Origin of the sequence: Saccharopolyspora pogona, assembly GCF_014697215.1 — a bacterium.
Lineage (GTDB): Bacteria > Actinomycetota > Actinomycetes > Mycobacteriales > Pseudonocardiaceae > Saccharopolyspora > Saccharopolyspora hattusasensis.
In genome coordinates this window covers 6,132,635-6,150,942 of sequence record NZ_CP031142.1, presented here as the reverse complement: position 1 = coordinate 6,150,942, position 18,308 = coordinate 6,132,635, and the positions used below count along the sequence as shown (strand labels likewise).

Here is an 18,308-nt window from a genome sequence, read left to right as displayed (position 1 = left end):
TCCCCCTCAGCGGTAAAGCAGGTACGGCTCGCGTTGTCGTTGGAAGTCAGCCACGTCGCTCTGCCAGGCGCCGACGATCTCGTGCGCATCGGCCCCCGCATCGACCATCGTGCGCAGCCGGTCCGAACCGGACAACTTGTCGATCATGTTGTCCGGCCGCCAGCCGAAGACCTGCGGGTACAGCCGGCGAGCGGTGACGATCATCGCGACCGAGGCGCCGATCGCGTCGATCTCGCCGTTGCGGTACACCTGCACGCCGCCGCAGGTCTCGTTGGCGTGCTTGGAGAAGGTCGGCACGAAGTAGGTTTCGCGGAACCGGAGTCCCGGTAGCCCGGCGGCGTTGAGCTCCTCCGCCCACCGCCAGTCGATGCCGGGCGCGCCGATGATCTCGAACGGCCTCGTGGTGCCCCGGCCCTCGGACAGCAGGGTCCCCTCGAACAGCCCGGTCCCGGGGTACACCGCCGCGGTGTCCGGGGTCGGCATGTTCGGGCTGGGCGGCACCCACGGCAGCCCGGCGTCCGCACCGCGCCCGCGCCAGCCCTCGACGCGGATCACGTCCAGCCGGTCCAGCGGGCTCGGCAGGTACTCGCGGTCGAACAGCTGCACCAGTTCGCCGACGGTCATGCCGTGCTGCTGCACGATCGGCAGCAGCCCGACGCCGGAGGCGAACCGCGGGTCCAGCCGCGGCCCGGCCACCCGAGCGCCGATCGGATTCGGCCGGTCCAGCACCAGGAACGCCGCGCCGACCTGGTGCGCCGCCTGCATCGCGGTGTACATCGTCCAGATGTAGGTGTAAAAGCGGGCGCCCACATCGGCGATGTCGAACACGACCTGCTCGACGCCCGCCTTACGGAACATCTCGGCAAGCTTCGCGGCGTCGGCCCCGTACGCGTCGTACACCGGCAGCCCGGTGCGCGGGTCGCGGTAGTCGCCCTCCGAGCCGCCGGCCTGGGACGTGCCGCGGAACCCGTGCTCCGGCCCGAAGACCGCGGCGACGTCCACCTCGCCGCTGGCGTGCATGGCGTCCACGACGTGCTCCAACGACGCCAGCACGCCGGTCGGGTTGGTCACCACCCCGATCCGGCGGCCGGTGACGTCCTGCCAGTCCCGCGCGGCTAGGACGTCCGCGCCGGTCTCGACCGCGGAGCCGAGTTCGGTGGCCGGCGGGGCGGCGCACGCGGAGCTCGCCGCGAGACCGACCGCGGGCACGGACAGCGCAGCCGCAGTCAGGAAGCCCCGTCGATTCACACCACCCATGCGTGTCCTTTCCGTGTCCACCATGCTCCGCCCCGGGTTCTCGGGCTGGCGATCTCGCGCGAAATCGCCCATTTACCAGCTCAGACCGTGGCCGAACGGGTACTTGTCGACGCCGGGCTGGTTCGGGTCGGGCACCGGCACCGGCAGCTTGCCGACCGGGACGATCTCGCCGAAGAGCAACCTCGCCAGCGATTCCATCGCCACCGCCTTGTCCGAGTAGGTGGCGATCCAGGCGGGCAGCTCTACGTGCGCCGCGTCGTACGGGTCGCGCACGGCGACCGCGACGACCGGCTTCCCGGTCTGCTGCAGGGCGCGGACCAGGTCGAGCTGGGCTTTGTTGTCCGGGTTCCAAGCGCCGTTGGTCAGCACCACCGTGATGTCGTTGCGCTTTGCTTCTTCGACGGCCTGGTTGATCTGCTCCGGGGTCGGCTTCAAGCCCGTCGCCAACGCCGTCGGCTGCGGGCCGCGCGCCTTGATCCGCTCCGCCAGCGCGGCGGTCGCCTTGTCTCCGGCGCCGGTCACGAACATCGTCGCCGGCGGCTTCAGCGGCAGCATCCCGTCGTTGCGCAGCACGGTCGTGGTGCGGTCGGTGATGGCCTGCGCCTCGAAGACATGCTTCCGCGTCCCGACGATCTCGTACACTTTGGACACATCGACGAACGGGTTGTCCAGCACGCCGCGGGCGGACTTCAGCGCCAGGATGCGCTTCACGCTCTCATCGATGCGCTGCTCGGTGAGCTGACCGGTGCGAACTGCGTTGGCCACGCCGTCGATGGCGACCTGCACGTTGAACGGCATCAGCATCACGTCGGCGCCGGCCTTGAGCGCCAGCACCGGGATCTCGGCGTCGGGGTGCTTCTCCCGCACGCCGTCCATCTTCAGCGAGTCGGTGACGATCACGCCCTGGTAGCCGAGCTCGTTGCGCAGCATCCCGGTGAGCACGTTCGGCGCGAGCGTCGACGGCTCACCGGAGTCGTCGAGCTTGGGCACCACGATGTGCGCGCTCATCACCATGTCGGTCCCGGCGCCGATCGCTTCCCTGAACGGTGGCGCGTCCAGCTGCTCCCACTGCTGCCGGTCGTGCTCGATCACCGGCAGCGAGGTGTGGCTGTCCTGGTTGGTGTCGCCGTGCCCGGGGAAGTGCTTGACCGCGGCCGACACCGTTTCGCCCGGCTTGGCCGAGTCCTCGTAGCCGCGGACCTGTGCGGCGGTGAGCTGGGCGGCGAGCGCCGGGTCGGAGGAGAACGACCGCACCCCGATCACCGGGTTCGCCGGGTTGACGTTGACGTCGCCGCTCGGCGCGAAGTTCTGGTTCAGCCCCATCGCCCGCAGTTCCTGCCCGGTGATCGCGGCCGAGCGGCCGGCGTCGTCGGGGTTGCGGCCGGCGCCGAGCGCCATGCTGCCCGGGAACTGGGTGGCGGGCTCCGGGATGCGGGTGACCTGCCCCTGCTCCTGGTCGGTGGAGATCAGCAGCGGCACCTTCGCGCCCGAGGTGACCGCGGCGTTCTGCAGGCCGTTGGACAGCTCGGCGATCTGCTTGGGGTCGTAGAGGCTGTCGGTCCAGGAGAAGTGGATGATGCCGCCGAGGTGGTACTTCTGCACCACCTGCGCCGGGGTGTCGACGCCGAACTCCTCCTGGTTCTTCGGGTGCGGGGTGTCCGCGGTGCGGCCGTAGGCGTAGGTGATGAACAGCTGCCCGACCTTCTCCTCCAGCGTCATTTGCTTGAGCAGCTCGTCAGGTGACAGCCGTTGCGCCGGAGCGACTGCGCCGCCGGTCGCGGAAAGTGCTGCGGCGCCGATGGCGATGGCGCTCAGCGCGACAACGGCGCGGCGCGCTCGGGTCTTCACGTTGGCCTCCCTGCGGGCGGGGGTCGCCGGGCGGAAAGTGTTCACCACGAAATCGGTCGATTTCGGAAGTTACCCACGTAACTCGCGCCGGTCAACGCTGTGCACCGGCGTGGGCACGGTCAGTCCCGCAAAGAGGCTTTGGTCGGAGCAATCCCGCCTGCGGTATCGGGCAGATCGGGTGGAGAACACCGGCGCACACGGTGGAAAGCCGTGCGGGGGAACGACCCCCGGCATACGGCGGCGGCCCGTCGATCAGATCGACGGGCCGCCGCCTCTGCGCGAGTACTCGGGTTACCAAGCGTGCACTTGTGTCGTAACTTCCGGGCTAGGCGTCCGGCGTCCCGGTACGCAACCCCGTGGAACGACCAGCCTTGTGTGCGGCAACGCGTGGGTGCTCCGGGCTCGCGCGCGGAGTCTGATCAGGGTGGATGCTACTTCTCCTCCGTAACATCCCTGGCCAACCAGGGTCCGCACTTCCCTTTGTAGTCGGTGACGCGCGTCACTGCAAGGGTTCGCGTGTGAGCCGTAGGTATTGGTTCCGCCGGTGGTGATCACCAGGGGTTCCGCGATGTGGAGCCGAAAACGTGCGGCCGGGTGCGCCGTCAGCGGCGGCGGCGCCAGGCCCGCAAGCCCCACCACGCGGCTCCGGCCGCCGCCACCGCGCCCATGCCGACGCCGGCTGCGGTCACCGCGGCGCGGGACGGCGTGGGGATCCGGGCGCGCAGCGACACAGGGTGCTCGAAGGACAATGACGGCCAGCCGCGCTGGACGGCCTCCTTGCGCAGCCCGCGGTCGGGGTTGACGACGGTGGGGTGCCCGACGCTCTCCAGCAGCGGCAAGTCGGTGATCGAGTCCGAGTAGGCGTGGGATTCGGACAGGTCGTAGCCGTACTTGTCGGCGAGTTCCCTGGCGGTGATCGCCTTGTTCTCCGCGGAGCAGTAGAACTCGACCTCGCCGGTGTAGCGGCCGTCGACCACGACCATCCGGGTGCCGGACGAGTGCGTGGCGCCGAGCAGCTTGGCGATGGGGGCGACGACCTCCTCACCCGAGGCCGACAGCACGACGATGTCGTGGCCCTGCTCCTGGTGTTCGGCGATGAGCTGGGTGGCTTCCTTGTAGACCAGCGGGTCGACGATGTCGTGCAGGGTTTCGTCGACGATCGCGTTGACCTGCTCGACGTCCCAGCCGGTGCACAGCGAGGTGATGTGCGCGCGCATCCGGTCCATCTGGTCGGCGTCGGCGCCGGCCAGCATGAACACGAACTGGGCGTAGGCGCTCTTCAGCACGGCCCGCCGGTTGATCAGCCCTTCTTGGAAGAAGGGTCGGCTGAAGGCGAGCGTGCTCGACTTGGCGATGACGGTCTTGTCCAGGTCGAAGAACGCGGCCACCCGCCGTCCGGTGGGGGCCGATGGGTTCGCGGGCTCTGTCACGCCGCACAGCATACGAGCCGGGCGGAGCGGGCTGCGGGCGCGCATTGCCGGAGCTTTTCCCATTCCTGCTTTCGCCTTCGATCTCCGTGTCGCGCTTTGCGCGAGTGGTTTGGCAGTTTGTCCCCTTGCGGGAGTTGTTGCGTGGTCCCGGTGCCGGGATTTCCGGACTCATCGGAGGGCATCCCGCGGGCGCGCGCCGGGTGCGTCGGTGTGCGCCAAGGACTCACGCTGCGTGTGGTGCTGCGTGTTGCTCTCGTCTAGTGGGAGCTAATTCTTGACTCGAATGTCGGTTACCGTCCGGTTCAGTGCACACCGAGAGCAAGAACGTTCCCTCTAATGGACGGGGGACGTCGCGGGGGATCTACGGGCTAGAGTGAGGGTAGTCCGGTGATACCCGGACAGGTTCAGCTCGACCCCCCGGAGCTGAACTGTTGACGACCCCCGCCCCTCCCCCCTGGCGGGGGTCGTCCCATTTCCGGCGGAGCCGGTGCGGGCGAATCCAGCCGAAAGCGAATGTGAATTCTTTCCATTTTTTGTCAGGCGGTATCGCCCTTCCGGGGGATGCGAGTTATCCACAGGTGCCGGACTTGTCCACAGATTTGGAAAACCCGGTTGGCAGTCGTCGAAGATCCGGCCACCTTGGTTATCGACCGCACCAATTCCGCGCTCATCCCACTCGCACCATCCGATTGCCGGAGGCATCGCCATGACTACTGCACGTCCGCTGCTCGTCACGCAGGATGCCGCGCTGGCAGAAGAGGTCTCGCGACTGGCCGCTGCCACCGGCGGCGAGCTGGAGCACACCCCGGATCCGGCGGCTGCCGGCTGGCGGACCGCGCCCCTGGTGCTGCTCGACCCGGCCGCGATCGGTGCGGCCGACGGTCTGCCGCGAAGACACGGTGTCGCCGTGCTGTGCCGGGACCCGACCTCTGATCTTTGGCGCGCCGCGTTCGAGATCGGTGCCGAGCACGTCCTGCAACTACCCGCCGACGAGGCGAACCTCATCGAGCTGCTGTCCGATGCGGGCGACGTGCCGACGCAGGGCGGCCGGGTGCTCGCGGTGTTGGGCGGTTGCGGCGGTGCCGGTGCCTCGGTGCTGGCCACAGCGGTGGCGGTGGTCGCGGCGCGCGGCGGCGAACGGTCGTTGCTGGTCGACTGCGATCCGCTCGGTGGCGGCGTGGACCTCGCCGTCGGAGCCGAAGGGGCCGACGGCCTGCGCTGGTCGGGGTTGGCCGTCAACGCCGGTCGGCTCGCGGCGAGCGCGTTGCACGAGGCGTTGCCGAAGCGCCGCATCGGAGCCGGTGCGATCACAGTGCTGTCCTGTGACCGTGACGGGCCGTCGAGCGGGTTGACCCCGGAGGCGGTGCGAGCGGTGCTCGGCGCGGGCCGTCGGGCGGGCGACACCGTCGTCTGCGACCTGCCGCGCACCCTCCCGGCAGCGGCCGTGGCCGGGCTGCGCCAGGCAGACCTGGCGGTGGTCGTCGTCCCTGCCGAAGTGCGCGCCTGCGCGGCGGCGGCCCGTGCGGTGGCGAGCATCCGTGAACACGCGGCCGGCCCGGTCCGGCTGGTGGTGCGAGGTCCGGCACCGGGCGGACTGCGCACGGCCGACGTAGCGCGAGCGGTGGGCGCGGAGGTCCTGTCGGTCATGCGGCCACAGCCGAGCCTGCCCGCCGTCCTGGATCGCGGCGGCTTCGCCGCGATCCGCCGGGGGCCGGTTGCGCGAGCCGCGCAGGAAGTCCTGGCCGCGCTCGGCGGCGCGGAAATGTCCACTGTGGCTTGTTGAGTTCTTGATCGAGGCCCGTGTGCCGGCGGGCCTTCGGAGGTGCCTGCAGCTTCGGTACTGGCGCGGCGACGGTCTCGTCGCGACTGCACCGAGCTCGAGCGCGGGCTTGGAAGGTTCGCACCAGCCGGTCGGCCGGTGCGGGAAGCAGCTCTATTCGGTGCTCCACCAGAACGGAAGTGGGTCAGTCATGTCCATTAGTCGTGTCCTGGAAATCGATCAGATCGCCGGCGCGGCGCCAGCGGAGTCCACTGTGGCCGATGCGATCGACGGCGAACTGCTGGAGCGGGTGCGCAACCGGCTGGTCGGCAGCGGTGCCACGCTGACCTCGGCAGCCGTCGCGTCCGCGGTGCGGGAGGAGTCCGGCGGGCTGGTCGCCGACGCCGACGTCCTAGCCGCGCTTCGCCTGGTGCAGCAGGAATTCCGCGGTGCCGGAGTGCTGGAGCCGCTGCTGCGCGATCCGGCGGTTTCCGATGTGCTCGTCACCGCGCCGAACAAGGTCTGGGTGGACCGGGGCGACGGGCTTGCGCGGGCGGCGGTGCGCTTCGCCGACGAGGATGCGGTGCGCCGTCTCGCACAGCGGCTCGCCGTTGCCAGCGGCCGTCGGCTGGACGACGCCCAGCCGTGGGTCGACGCCTGGTTGCCGCAGGAGAGCGCGTCCGGGCCGGTGCGGTTGCATGCCGTGCTGCCGCCGGTCGCGGGCGAGGGCACCTGCATCTCGCTGCGCGTGCTGCGCCCTGCCGCGCATGACCTCGATGCGCTGCGGAGCTCCGGAGCCTTCGACGGGCCGACCGCAGCGATGCTGCGCGAGATCGTGGCCGCCAGGCTGGCGTTCCTGGTGGTAGGCGGTACCGCCAGCGGCAAGACGACGCTGCTGGCGGCGATGCTGGGGGAGGTCGCGGAGTCCGAGCGCATCGTGTGCGTCGAGGAGGCCGCCGAGCTCTACCCGCGGCATCCGCACGTGGTCCGGTTGCTCACCCGCCCAGCGAACGTCGAAGGCGCGGGGGAGATCCAGGTCCGGGACCTCGTCCGGCAGGCGCTGCGCATGCGGCCGGACCGGCTCATCGTCGGCGAGGTGCGCGGCGGCGAAGTCCGCCAGCTGCTCGCCGCGCTGAACACCGGGCACGACGGGGGCGGTGGCACGCTGCACGCCAACTCGCCGCAAGAGGTCCCGGCCCGGATGGAGGCACTCGCCGCGCTCGGCGGACTGCCGCGCGCGGCACTGCACAGCCAGCTGGCCGCGGCCGTGCAGGTGGTGCTGCACGTTCGGCGGAGCGCCCGGCGAGGCAGGCATCTCGCTGGCATCGGCGTGCTGCGCCGGGACGGCGACCTGGTCGAGGTGCTCCCGGCCTGGCAGGCCGAAAGCGGCTGGGGGCCGGGCAGGGATGCCTTGGCGGCGCTGCTGGAGGCGAGGGGAGGTGCCTTGCCGTGCTGATCCACGCGCTAAACGTGCTGGCTGCGGCCGTCCTGTGCTGGCCGGAGATCCGGGCCCGCGAACGGCTCCTCGCCGCGCCGGCGCACGTTCCGGGGCTCCCACTCCGTCGGGTGGCGCGGCTGCTCGCGATTCCGGCAGTCGCAGTGGCGGGCTGGGGTTTCGCTGGTCCCGTTGGATCGTGCGCGGGAATTGCCCTGTCGTTGCTCGGAGTGAAGTACTGGCGATCGCAGCGGGACTGGCGCCAGCGGCTGAAGCAGGCCGACGAGCTGACCGCCGGACTTCGGCTGTTGGTGGCGCAGCTGCGCGCCGGTGCCCACCCGGCCGCCGCGGCCGAGGGAGCGGCGGCGGAGTCGGGCCCGGCGGTTGGTCAGGTGTTCCAGGACATGGCCACCACGGTTCGGCTCGGCGGCGAAGTCGCGACGGTTCTCGAAGCGCACGACGGGGCCGCCGAACTGCGTGAGCCACTGGGTCGGATGGCGAGGGCCTGGGCACTCGCGGAGCGGCACGGCGTCGCATTGGCAGACTTGCTCGATGCGGTGCGCGGCGACGTCGAACGGCGCGCGGCGTTCCGCCGGGACGTCGAAGCGAAGATGGCTGGTCCGCGGTCGACGGCCGCTGTGCTCGCCGGGCTGCCGCTCTTCGGGCTGCTGTTCGGCGAGGCGGTCGGGGCAGGACCGATCACCGTGCTGACCGGCGGATTGCTCGGGCAACTGCTCCTGCTGGTCGGGGTGGCCTTGCTGTGCGCCGGGGTCGGCTGGACGTTGCGCCTGACCAGGGCGGTGGTGCAGCCGTGATCGAGCTGCTGCTCGCGGCGGTGGCACTGCTGCTCGTCCCGGCGAGTTCGGCGCGCGCGCGGCTGCGAGCGCTCGGCCCGCGATCGCCGGGGCGGAGCCGGACGGCACCGTCCATTGTGGCCTGGATGCTCCCGCTGGCGGTCGGGGCCGGTGCGGTGCAGGTGGCGGGTCCGGTCGGCGGGATCTTGATCGGCCTGGCCGCCGCCTTCGCCGTGCGTCGGTGGTCCGCGGCGGCCGACCGGCGACGCGACCGAACGGATCCGCTGGCGCTGGCGGCGGGCTGGGACCTGCTGGCCGCCGGCATGCGAGCCGGGCTGCCGGTGCCGGTGATCGTGCGGGCCGTGGCCGACGAGCTCACCGGTTCGGCCTGCCGAACGCTGCGTGAGGTCGCCGATCACCTCGCGCTGGGTTCGGACGCTGCAACCGGCTGGGAACCGGCCTTGCGGAACCCGGACACCGCGGAGCTCGCACGTGCGGCCCGGCGGACCGCCCGGACCGGCAGCGCGCTGGCGGACGTTGCTGGCGAGATCGCAAGCCACGCGCGAGCCACGGTCGCCGAGCAGGCCCAAGCACGCGCCCAGCGTGCAACGGTGTGGATCTCGGCACCGCTGGGCCTGTGCTTCCTGCCCGCGTTCCTGTGCCTCGGGGTGCTCCCCGTGGCGGTCGGCATGGTGCACCGCCTCGCGGTGCCCTTGTAAATCCATTGTGGACAAGTATTGGAAGGGGTCGATCGAAATGAGTACCCGAACAAACCGGTGGACGGCAACGCGCCGGCTCCGCACGCTGCTGCACGGCGACGGAGGCATGAGCACTGCCGAATACGCGGTGGGGACTGTCGCCGCGGTGGCGTTCGCTTCGCTGCTCTACAGCGTCGTGACCGGTGATTCGGTCAAGGACGCACTGGCTGGGCTCATCGCCCGCGGGCTGGAAGGCGGCGGTGTCTGATGGCGGAGGTGGTTCCGGCGCCGGTCGTTGCGCCTGGCGCCGGAACGACCGGCCGCGATGCCGGGGCGGTGACGGTCGAGGCGGCGCTGGGCATCTGCTCGGTGATCGCGGTGTTCGCGTTGATCTTGACTGGAGCCGGCGCGCTGATCGGCCATCTCCGCTGCACCGACGCGGCGGTCGAGGCCGCGCGGCTGGTGGCGCGCGGCGACCGGCCCCGCGCGGACGAGGCGGTCGGCCGCATCGCCCCGGCCGGCGCGTCGCTGTCGGTGCTGGTCGAGGGCGATCAGGTCAGCACCGAGGTGAGTGCGCCGCTGCCCGGCGGGTTCCTGCCCGGCCAGTCGCTGCGCGCACGCGCGGTGGCGGTGCTGGAACCGGGGGTCGAAGGGCTGGTGGCGCGATGAACGGCGATCGGGGCACGGCAACCGTGCTTTCGGCAGTGCTCTCGATGGCCTTGCTCGCCCTGCTGTGGTTCGTCCTGCAGTTGGGCGCGGTCACCATTGCCCGTCACCGGGCCGAAGGAGCGGCGGACCTCGCGGCGCTGGCCGCGGCGGCGTACGCGCCGCACGGGCAGCAGCTCGCATGCGAACGGGCGAACCAGGTCGCGAGCGGGATGCGGGTCGAGATAGCTGAATGCACGATGGACGGATGGGATGCCCTCGTGGCAGTGCGAACCGATCTTCCCGCGTTCGTCCCGGGCGGGCGGAAAGCCAGCGCACGGGCCCGTGCCGGGACGACCGACGACTGATCGGCCCGGCTGCGATGAGCGGTCGGCGAACGGTCGAGCAGCTCCGAAATCACCATTGGGAGCGGTCGTTCCGGTGTCGCTCACCAGGATGATCTATTCGGTGCTCGTGTTCGGCTGGGAGCGTTCGTCGCGGCTGAGCTACCGGTCGTCGACTGGGGGGTGTACTCGGCGGGGTCGAATGACGTTGATTAGTTGTGTGAGCGCAAGACCCAAGGTTCACGACAACGAGGTCGAGAACCAGGCGGCTGCCGAAGGTGATTCCGGAGGCGACCCCGAGCCGCCGGTCCGGCGCCCACTGTGGAACGAGGAGGCGGAGCAAATGCAACGGTCGGCGGACAGGTGGCCCAACGCCTTCCGCGGCATCCCGGCCCACCCGGCCGGGTTGACCAGCAGCCGGATCGAACTTCGCGTGCAGGCGATCGGATTCGCCTCGCGCGGTTGGCCGGTGCTGCCCGGAACTTATCCCGAAGAAGATGTCTGGATCGGCCGTCGCGGACGGCAGGAGAACGGCCTGGTGCCGGTCTACCGCGACTGGCAGGACCGGCTCGGCACCAACCCCGACGAGGTCACGTCCTGGTGGTCGGAGCGGCCGTACGGCCTGCTGATCGCCACCGGCACCACGGTGGACGCCATCGAGGTCGACGCGGACCTCGGCCGCCGGGCCGCTTCGGTGCTGCGCGAACTCGGCTTCCCCGTGCCGATCGTCGCCACCCCGAACGGCCGCTGGTACTTCCTGATGTCCAGCGGCGGCGAGCTCTACCCCGAACTGGCCGAGCAAGATGAAATCCGCTTGCACGGCAACGGAAGTTGGGTGCCCATGCCCCCGACGGCCTACCGGGGCGGTGCGGTGCACTGGCGGGTCAAGCCCGAGGTGTGCGCCTGGCAGCTGCCCGGCTCCGACTTCGTGCAGAAGGCGTTCTGCACGAGTCTTGAACTCCTTGACAACAGCAATCCGGAGAACGTGGCGGAACTCCTCGCAGCGGGCAGGTGACCACCTGCCGACCGCGCAGGCGTCGAACGGATCGGCATCCGCGCCCAGGGCTTCCCAGTACGACCGGACACGCCTTTTTCGAGCACGCACCAGCCCTTCGTGCTCAGCTCTCTTGTGGACGGTCGTCGTGGAGCCCAGCCGATCCAGCGGCGCTTCCCCCGAGCGCGGTCGACACCGCGTCGAGAACAGCCACCGCCCCCGCCTTGTCCAGCGGTTCGTTGCCGTTCCCGCACTTCGGCGACTGGACGCAGGACGGGCACCCAGCCGGGCAGTCGCAGGAAGCGATCGCTTCCCGCGTCGCGGCCAACCATGGGACCAATGCGGCATAACCGCGATCAGCGAATCCGGCCCCTCCCGGATGACCGTCGTGCACGAACACCGTTGCCTCCCCGGTGTCGGCATGCAACGCGGTGGAAACCCCGCCGATGTCCCATCGATCGCAGGTCGCGAACAGCGGCAGCAGACCGATCGCCGCGTGCTCGGCGGCATGCAGCGCGCCGGGGACGAGCGCCGGATCCAGCCCGGCGCCCCCCGGCGTGCTGCCCACCAACAGCTCGTCGCCGACCGTGTACCAGACCGCCCGGGTCAGCAGGGTCTGTGCGGGGAGGTCCAGCGGAACCTGGTCCAGCACCTCGCCGGAGGGCCGTTTCCGCAGGTAGCCGACGACCTGCGAGGTGACCTCCACCTCGCCGAGACAAACCGTGACGCCGCGTTCGGTGTCGTGCCGCTCGATCGTCCGCAGCACCGAGATGTCCACGACGTTGCGCGGTGAGGTCGTCCAATCCGGGCTCTCCTGGTGCACCAGGGCGATTCCGGTCTCCAGGTCCAGCTCGTCCACCACGAAGGACTCGCCGCGGTGCAGGTACACCGCGCCGGGGTGCACAGTCCCGCAGGCCGAGTCCGGGTCCACGGTGCCGAGCATCCGCCCGGATTCGCCCTCCACGACGGCGATCGGGTGCCCACCGGCGCCCCGCAGTTCGACGTTCCGATGTGGACGCTCGCGGGAGGTCCAGAACCAGCCGTGCGGGCGCTTGCGCAGCACCCCGTCCGCGGTGAGCGCTTCCACGGCCCGGCGGGCGGGCTCGCCGCCGAAGACGTCGAAGGAGTCCTCGTCGAGCGGCAGCTCGGCGGCGGCGCAGGCCAGGTGCGGTTCGAGCACGTACGGGTTGGTCGGGTCGAGCACCGTCGCCTCGACCGGCCGATCGAGAATGGCGGGCGGGTGGTGCACCAGGTAGGTGTCCAGCGGATCGTCCCGCGCGACGAAGACCACCAGGGCGCCCTCGCCGTCCCGCCCGGCTCGTCCGGCCTGCTGCCAGAAGGACGCGAGGGTGCCGGGATATCCGGCGACCACGACGGCGTCGAGGCCGGAGATGTCGACGCCGAGCTCCAGCGCGTTGGTGGTGGCCACCGCGCGGAGCTCGCCCGACAGCAGGGAGCGCTCCAGCTCGCGGCGGTCCTCGGGCAGGTACCCGCCGCGGTAGGCGGCGACCTTCTGGGCCAACGATTCGTCCACATCGGACAGCGCACGCTGCGCGGACAGCGCAGCCAGCTCCACCCCGCGCCGGGACCGGATGAACGCCAACGTCCGGGCGTCCTCGATGACCAGCTCGGTCATGATGCGCGCCGCCTCGGTGCCGGCCGCCCGGCGCACCGGAGCGCCGTTCTCGCCGATGATCTCGCCGAGCAGCGGCGGTTCCCAGAAGGCGATCGTCCGGGCCCCGCGCGGCGATCCGTCGTCGGTCACGGCGCGGCAGGAGACACCGGTCAGGCGCGCGGCCAGCGATGCCGGGTCGGACACGGTCGCCGAGGCGAGCACGAAACCCGGATCCGCGCCGTAGTGCTGCGCGACGCGGCGCAGGCGGCGCAGCAGCAGCGCGACGTGCGAGCCGAACACTCCGCGGTAGGTGTGGCACTCGTCGACCACGATGTGGCTGAGTCGCCGGAAGAACCGCGCCCACCGGCTGTGACCGGGCAGCACGCCGTAATGCAGCATGTCCGGGTTGGTGAAGATCCACCGACCGTGCGCGCGCACCCAGTCCCGCTCCACCTGCGGGGTGTCGCCGTCGTAGCTCGCCGCCCGGACCTCCCGCATGCCGAGCTCGTCGATCGTGCGCAGCTGGTCGGCGCCGAGCGCTTTGGTGGGGGCGAGGTAGAGCGCGGTCGCCCGGTCATCGTCGAGCAGCTTGGACAGCACCGGCAGCTGGTAGACCAGCGACTTGCCGGAGGCGGTGCCGGTCGCGACCACCACGTTCTCGCCCGCCCAGACCGCTTCGGCTCCTTCGGCCTGGTGCACCCACGGCTCCCGCGCACCGCGGTCACGGAGCGCGTCCACCAGCCGCGGCGGGGTCCACTTCGGCCAGTCGGCGGTCCGTGCCGGGCGGGCCGTCAGGTGCTCGACGTGGCGCACCGGTGTTTCGTCGGCCGGTATGCCGGCTACGGCGCGGTCGAGCAACCGCCGCCCCTTGTCCTCGTCCGCTGCGCGCACAGAAGCGAGCCTTGCACAGTGCCGATCGCGTCCTCTGCACGCGTTCCCGGTTCCTGCATACGTGTCGGTATCGCTCGATCGGATGGTTCTTTCTGCAGTTTCGGGCCGGAGCGCTGGCGGCGGCCGCGACACAGTGGACCGTCGGAGTCGTGTCCTTTACCTTATCTCACCCGATTGGGCCAAATCGAACTTTGCCCAATTGGGTGATCAAGTACCCATCTGAATCGATTATTTAGTAACGGAACCCCACGGCGGGACGAGTTGCGTATCACACCGTGAGGTAAGCCACTCGTGGCCTGAATAGACTCCCGAGCCACGACGTCGCCACGGACGGCCAGCGACAGATCACCGGCCGTACCGGGCGGGGCCGCCTACCGCGCATCGAATCCCGGTCGAGCTTTCCGGGTTCCGGTGCTGAACCGAGCACAACCCAGGAGGACGGATGTCCCTGCTCACCCCGGTCCAGCACGGCTGGGCCCAGGGCGCTGCACCACCGAGCTCGCATACCCGGATGGACCTCGCCCAGCAAGCCACCGGTATCGAACTCGGCGGCGCCGACTACGTCGTCGTCGGCGTGGTCATGGTGATCGCCCTGGCCGCCCTGGCCTTCGGCTACGTCCTGATCAAGGAGGTGCTGTCCGCCGGCCAAGGCACGGCCAAGATGCAGGACATCGCCAAGGGCGTCCAGGAAGGCGCGTCGGCCTACCTGAACCGGCAGTTCCGCACACTGGCGATCTTCGCGGTGATCGTGTTCCTGGTGCTGTTCGCGCTGCCAGCGGAGAGCACCGGCGAGATGATCGGCCGATCGATCTTCTTCCTGTTCGGCGCCGCTTTCTCGGCCACCATCGGCTACCTCGGCATGTGGCTGTCCACCCGTGCGAACGTCCGCGTCGCGGCGGCAGCCCGCGAGGCGGGTGAGGGGCGCGAGAAGGCGATGCGGGTCGCGTTCCGCACCGGCGGCGTGGTCGGCATGATCACCGTCGGCCTCGGCTTGTTCGGCGCCGCGCTGGTGGTGCTGGTCTACGCCGGCGGCGCCCCGCGCGTGCTGGAGGGCTTCGGCTTCGGCGCCGCCCTGCTGGCGATGTTCATGCGAGTCGGCGGCGGCATCTTCACCAAGGCCGCCGACGTGGGTGCCGACCTGGTCGGCAAGGTCGAGCAGAACATCCCGGAGGACGACCCGCGCAACGCCGCCACGATCGCCGACAACGTCGGGGACAACGTCGGCGACTGCGCCGGCATGGCGGCCGACCTGTTCGAGTCCTACGCGGTCACCCTGGTCGCCTCGCTGATCCTGGGCACCGCCGCGTTCGGCCAGCACGGCCTGCTGTTTCCGCTGATCGTGCCCGCCCTGGGCGTGATCACGGCGGTGATCGGCGTCTACATCACCAAGGCCCGCGCCGGCGAGAGCGCGCTGACCGCGATCAACAGGTCGTTCTACATCTCGGCCGGCATCTCCGCGGTGCTCTGCGCTATCGCGGCGATGCTGTACCTGCCCAGCACGTTCGCCGAGCTCACCGGCGTCTCCGAGAGCGTCCGCGCCACCCACGGCAGCCCGGCGCTGATCGCGCTGGTCGCAGTGATCATCGGCATCCTGCTCGCGGTGGTCATCCTCAAGCTCACCGGCTACTTCACCGCCACCGAACACCGGCCGGTGCGCGATGTCGGCAAGTCGTCGCTGACCGGCGCGGCCACCGTGATCCTGTCCGGTCTGTCGGTGGGCTTCGAGTCCGCCGTGTACACCGGGCTGATCATCGGCGCGGCGGTGTTCGGCGCGTTCCTGCTGTCCGGTTCGCTGCCGGTGGCGCTGTTCGCCGTCGCGCTGGCCGGCTGCGGTCTGCTGACCACCGTCGGCGTGATCGTCGCGATGGACACCTTCGGCCCGGTCAGCGACAACGCCCAGGGCATCGCCGAGATGTCCGGCGACGTCGAGGGCGAGGGCGCGAAGATCCTCACCGAGTTGGACGCCGTCGGCAACACCACCAAGGCGATCACCAAGGGCATCGCGATCGCGACGGCGGTGCTTGCCGCGACCGCGCTGTTCGGGTCCTACACGGACGCGATCGGTGCCGCGCTGGCCGATGTGGCCGGCCACATCGACGCCTCCAAGTTCTTCGTCTACGCGCCGGACGTGCTGGTGGGCGTGATCATCGGGGCGTCCGTGGTGTTCCTTTTCTCGGGCCTGGCGATCAACGCGGTGTCCCGCGCGGCCGGCGCCGTGGTCTACGAGGTGCGGCGGCAGTTCCGGGACAAGCCCGGGATCATGGACGGCTCGGAACGCCCCGAGTACGGCAAGGTCGTCGACATCTGCACCCGCGACTCGCTGCGCGAACTGGCCACCCCGGGTCTGCTTGCGGTGCTGGCGCCGATCGCGGTCGGCTTCGGCCTGGGCGTCGGCCCGCTGGCCGGATACCTCGCCGGTGCCATCGCTACCGGCACCCTGATGGCCATCTTCCTGGCCAACTCCGGTGGTGCCTGGGACAACGCGAAGAAGCTGGTCGAGGACGGCTACCACGGCGGCAAGGGCTCCGAGGCCCACTCCGCGACGGTCATCGGCGACACCGTCGGCGACCCGTTCAAGGACACCGCCGGTCCGGCTATCAACCCGCTGCTGAAGGTGATGAACCTGGTGTCGGTGCTGATCGCGCCGGCCGTGGTGACCTTCACCGTGGGCACGGACGCGAACCCGGTGGTCGCGCACGTCATCGCGGTCGTCGCGGTGGCGGTGATCATCACCGCGGTCGTGGTCTCCAAGCGCCGCTCCACGGCGATCGCGGAGTCATCCCCGTCCGACGACAAGGCGATCAACGGCGCGCCCTGACGCCGCGCCGATCGAGAAGGGCGCTGCCCCCGCGGGGGCGGCGCCCTTTCCATGAGCTGGGGTTTCGGCGGGTAGCCGACCCCGGCTTCCGGCGTGCGGCGGCCGGTGGGGGAGAGTCGGGCGGCACGCCGAAGGCAACTCCGAACATTGCGAGGAGTGCGCATGAAGATCCGTTCGACGTCCATCGCGGTGCTGGCGGCCGTTCCGCTGGCGCTCGCCGGGTGCGCGGCAGGCCCCGCCCCGGCCCCGGCGCCGCCCCCGAAGGCCGCCGCCCCGAGCCCGGAGGGGGTTGCGTGGGTGGGCCGGATGTGCGGTCTGGTGGGCGGCTTCTCCGCTTCCCAGAAGCAGCTCCCGCCCGTGGACAAGACGAACACGGCCACGCTCAAGAAAACGGTGATCGAACGAATCGACTCGGCGGTGGGCTCCGCCGATGGCACCATCCAGGGCCTGAAGGGCCTGGGCCCGTCGCCGATCGCGGGCGCGGACCAGGTCAACGAGGGTTTCCAGCAGGGCTTCACGCAGGTCCGCGACCTCCTGCAGGGGGCGGGCGACAAGGCGAAGCAGATCGACCCGACCAACGAACAGCGGTTCCAGGAGGGCATGACCGGCGTGCAGCAGGAGCTGCAGAAGGGCCAGCAGCTGAACCTCCAGGACAAGCTGGAGCGGCTGGATCACAACGAGGAGCTCAAGACCGCCGCCGAGCAGGCGCCGGATTGCAAGCAGTTCTTCGCCCAGCCCCAGCAGCAGCCCCCGGGCTGAGACCCGCCGCTGGGCTGGTTGGGTGCAGCGAACGGCCTGTTCACCTCGACTCGGAGCCTGTTGCAAAATTACGCCCACCACGGACCGTGATCGATCGATCACGGCTGAGATGGCCACTGGCGGACAAACGGCGGCGATCGAGACTGATTTGGTACTTCGGTTCAGCCGTTTTCGCCGAAAACGCAACAGGCTCCTCGTGAAGCGAACGGGCCGTTCGCTCCAACTCGCAACCCCGATGCCGAGCCAGTTCGGCGGTGAACAAACCTGCTGACAGTTTCAATTGAAACTGCGGTAGACCCTTGCGCATACGGATGGATGTGCTGGCCAAAGTCGAACTACCGTTCTAGCATGCGGGCCGTGGACCAGCTGTCCTTCTACTCGGCCGAGGCGCGGCAGCCAGACATCGCCGACCTCGCGGGCATGCTGTGCGGCCCCGGGCAGGCGGTCGGCTTCGGCCGCGGCACCGCGGCCCGGCTGTCCGTGGTGGTCGACGCCGAATGGCGCGCCCGCTCCCTGGTCGCGGCCTGCGCCGAACGCGGCGTGGAAGCCGAGCTCGGCCGCTCCGACGAGGGCCGACCGCTGATCCGCACCGCCTTCCGCTCGGACCTCACCGGCCTCGCCGCGCACTGGCTGCGCGGCGCCGTGAAATCCGTCCCGCCGGACTTCGTCCCGGACGGCGCCGCCCTCCGTATCTGGGCGCTGACCGCCGGCTACGGCGAGCCCTCCGGCTACCGCCTCGGGCTCGATCCGCACGCGCCCGACACGCACGCGCCGCTGGCCGCGGCGCTGCTTGGCTGTGGCCTCCCGGCCAAGCCGGTCGGCCCGCGTGCCGGTGGCCCTGCGCTGCGCGTCGCCGGTCGTCGCCGGTTGGCCCGCCTCGCCGAGCTCGTCGGCCCGACTCCCGATGGTGCGATCGAGCGAACGTGGCCCCTGGTGTCCTGACCGGGTTGACGCACATCACGCCAGGTCACGCAACGGAACACCGCAGTCACCCGATACGTTCGTACAAGAAGACGTTGAC

General features: G+C 70.5%; 15 protein-coding genes. 11 read left to right on the top strand and 4 right to left on the bottom strand.

The genetic code is table 11. The features are described from left to right. Nucleotides 1-6: 6 nt before the first annotated feature. The 3 genes from DL519_RS28485 to DL519_RS28475 form a co-directional block, all read right to left on the bottom strand. On the bottom strand, nt 7-1,257 hold the full coding sequence (locus DL519_RS28485; RefSeq protein ID WP_190819317.1) for an exo-beta-N-acetylmuramidase NamZ family protein: 1,251 nt from the start codon (nt 1,255-1,257) through the stop codon (nt 7-9). Between the two features lie 72 nt (nt 1,258-1,329). Continuing rightward, on the bottom strand, nt 1,330-3,105 hold the full coding sequence (locus DL519_RS28480; RefSeq protein ID WP_190819316.1) for a glycoside hydrolase family 3 protein: 1,776 nt from the start codon (nt 3,103-3,105) through the stop codon (nt 1,330-1,332). Nucleotides 3,106-3,707: 602 nt separating this feature from the next. Further along, nucleotides 3,708-4,547, bottom strand: coding sequence for an HAD family hydrolase (locus tag DL519_RS28475; protein WP_190824269.1), 840 nt, complete (start codon nt 4,545-4,547; stop codon nt 3,708-3,710). 694 nt (nt 4,548-5,241) lie between these two features. Here DL519_RS28475 and ssd point away from each other — a divergent pair. The 8 genes from ssd (at nt 5,242) to DL519_RS28435 (ending at nt 11,225) form a co-directional block, all read left to right on the top strand. Then, complete coding sequence (ssd, locus tag DL519_RS28470; RefSeq protein WP_190819315.1) at nt 5,242-6,318, top strand: septum site-determining protein Ssd; 1,077 nt, start codon at nt 5,242-5,244, stop codon at nt 6,316-6,318. A gap of 262 nt (nt 6,319-6,580) precedes the next feature. Then, the gene (locus DL519_RS28465; protein ID WP_223840370.1) at nt 6,581-7,750 is read left to right on the top strand and encodes a TadA family conjugal transfer-associated ATPase; all 1,170 of its coding nucleotides are present in this window, start codon (nt 6,581-6,583) and stop codon (nt 7,748-7,750) included. Further along, a complete protein-coding gene (locus DL519_RS28460; protein WP_190819313.1) occupies nt 7,744-8,544 on the top strand; it encodes a type II secretion system F family protein in 801 nt (266 codons plus the stop codon). Before DL519_RS28465 ends, DL519_RS28460 begins: the two co-directional genes overlap by 7 nt. Then, the gene (locus tag DL519_RS28455) at nt 8,541-9,242 is read left to right on the top strand and encodes a type II secretion system F family protein (RefSeq protein ID WP_190819311.1); all 702 of its coding nucleotides are present in this window, start codon (nt 8,541-8,543) and stop codon (nt 9,240-9,242) included. Before DL519_RS28460 ends, DL519_RS28455 begins: the two co-directional genes overlap by 4 nt. 37 nt (nt 9,243-9,279) lie before the next feature. Beyond that, nucleotides 9,280-9,489, top strand: a complete 210-nt coding sequence (locus tag DL519_RS28450; protein ID WP_168586194.1) for a DUF4244 domain-containing protein — start codon at nt 9,280-9,282, stop codon at nt 9,487-9,489. Continuing rightward, a complete protein-coding gene (locus DL519_RS28445; RefSeq protein ID WP_190819309.1) occupies nt 9,489-9,890 on the top strand; it encodes a TadE family type IV pilus minor pilin in 402 nt (133 codons plus the stop codon). Before DL519_RS28450 ends, DL519_RS28445 begins: the two co-directional genes overlap by 1 nt. Beyond that, complete coding sequence (locus tag DL519_RS28440) at nt 9,887-10,234, top strand: Rv3654c family TadE-like protein (protein ID WP_190819307.1); 348 nt, start codon at nt 9,887-9,889, stop codon at nt 10,232-10,234. The genes DL519_RS28445 and DL519_RS28440 overlap by 4 nt, the downstream gene beginning before the upstream one ends. 196 nt (nt 10,235-10,430) lie before the next feature. Next, nucleotides 10,431-11,225, top strand: a complete 795-nt coding sequence (locus tag DL519_RS28435) for a bifunctional DNA primase/polymerase (protein ID WP_190819305.1) — start codon at nt 10,431-10,433, stop codon at nt 11,223-11,225. 103 nt (nt 11,226-11,328) lie between these two features. Here DL519_RS28435 and DL519_RS28430 read toward each other — a convergent pair whose 3' ends face one another. Further along, complete coding sequence (locus DL519_RS28430) at nt 11,329-13,710, bottom strand: DEAD/DEAH box helicase (RefSeq protein ID WP_190819303.1); 2,382 nt, start codon at nt 13,708-13,710, stop codon at nt 11,329-11,331. A 511-nt stretch (nt 13,711-14,221) separates the two neighbouring features. Between DL519_RS28430 and DL519_RS28425 the strand changes: the two genes are divergently transcribed. From DL519_RS28425 to DL519_RS28415, 3 genes are all read left to right on the top strand, one after another. Beyond that, on the top strand, nt 14,222-16,528 hold the full coding sequence (locus DL519_RS28425; protein WP_223840369.1) for a sodium-translocating pyrophosphatase: 2,307 nt from the start codon (nt 14,222-14,224) through the stop codon (nt 16,526-16,528). A 162-nt stretch (nt 16,529-16,690) separates the two neighbouring features. After that, nucleotides 16,691-17,287 (top strand): hypothetical protein, encoded by a 597-nt coding sequence (locus DL519_RS28420; protein ID WP_190819299.1) that lies wholly within the window; start codon nt 16,691-16,693, stop codon nt 17,285-17,287. Between the two features lie 348 nt (nt 17,288-17,635). Then, nucleotides 17,636-18,229 (top strand): hypothetical protein, encoded by a 594-nt coding sequence (locus DL519_RS28415; protein WP_223839644.1) that lies wholly within the window; start codon nt 17,636-17,638, stop codon nt 18,227-18,229. Nucleotides 18,230-18,308: the final 79 nt, after the last annotated feature.

Coding starts and splice junctions, on each gene's coding strand:
- DL519_RS28485 (WP_190819317.1), bottom strand. CDS start 1,257: ATGGGTGGTGTGAATCGACGGGGCTTCCTGACTGCGGCTGCGCTGTCC.
- DL519_RS28475 (WP_190824269.1), bottom strand. CDS start 4,547: ATGCTGTGCGGCGTGACAGAGCCCGCGAACCCATCGGCCCCCACCGGA.
- ssd (WP_190819315.1), top strand. CDS start 5,242: ATGACTACTGCACGTCCGCTGCTCGTCACGCAGGATGCCGCGCTGGCA.
- DL519_RS28450 (WP_168586194.1), top strand. CDS start 9,280: ATGAGTACCCGAACAAACCGGTGGACGGCAACGCGCCGGCTCCGCACG.
- DL519_RS28445 (WP_190819309.1), top strand. CDS start 9,489: ATGGCGGAGGTGGTTCCGGCGCCGGTCGTTGCGCCTGGCGCCGGAACG.
- DL519_RS28440 (WP_190819307.1), top strand. CDS start 9,887: ATGAACGGCGATCGGGGCACGGCAACCGTGCTTTCGGCAGTGCTCTCG.
- DL519_RS28425 (WP_223840369.1), top strand. CDS start 14,222: ATGGACCTCGCCCAGCAAGCCACCGGTATCGAACTCGGCGGCGCCGAC.
- DL519_RS28420 (WP_190819299.1), top strand. CDS start 16,691: ATGAAGATCCGTTCGACGTCCATCGCGGTGCTGGCGGCCGTTCCGCTG.
- DL519_RS28415 (WP_223839644.1), top strand. CDS start 17,636: ATGCGGGCCGTGGACCAGCTGTCCTTCTACTCGGCCGAGGCGCGGCAG.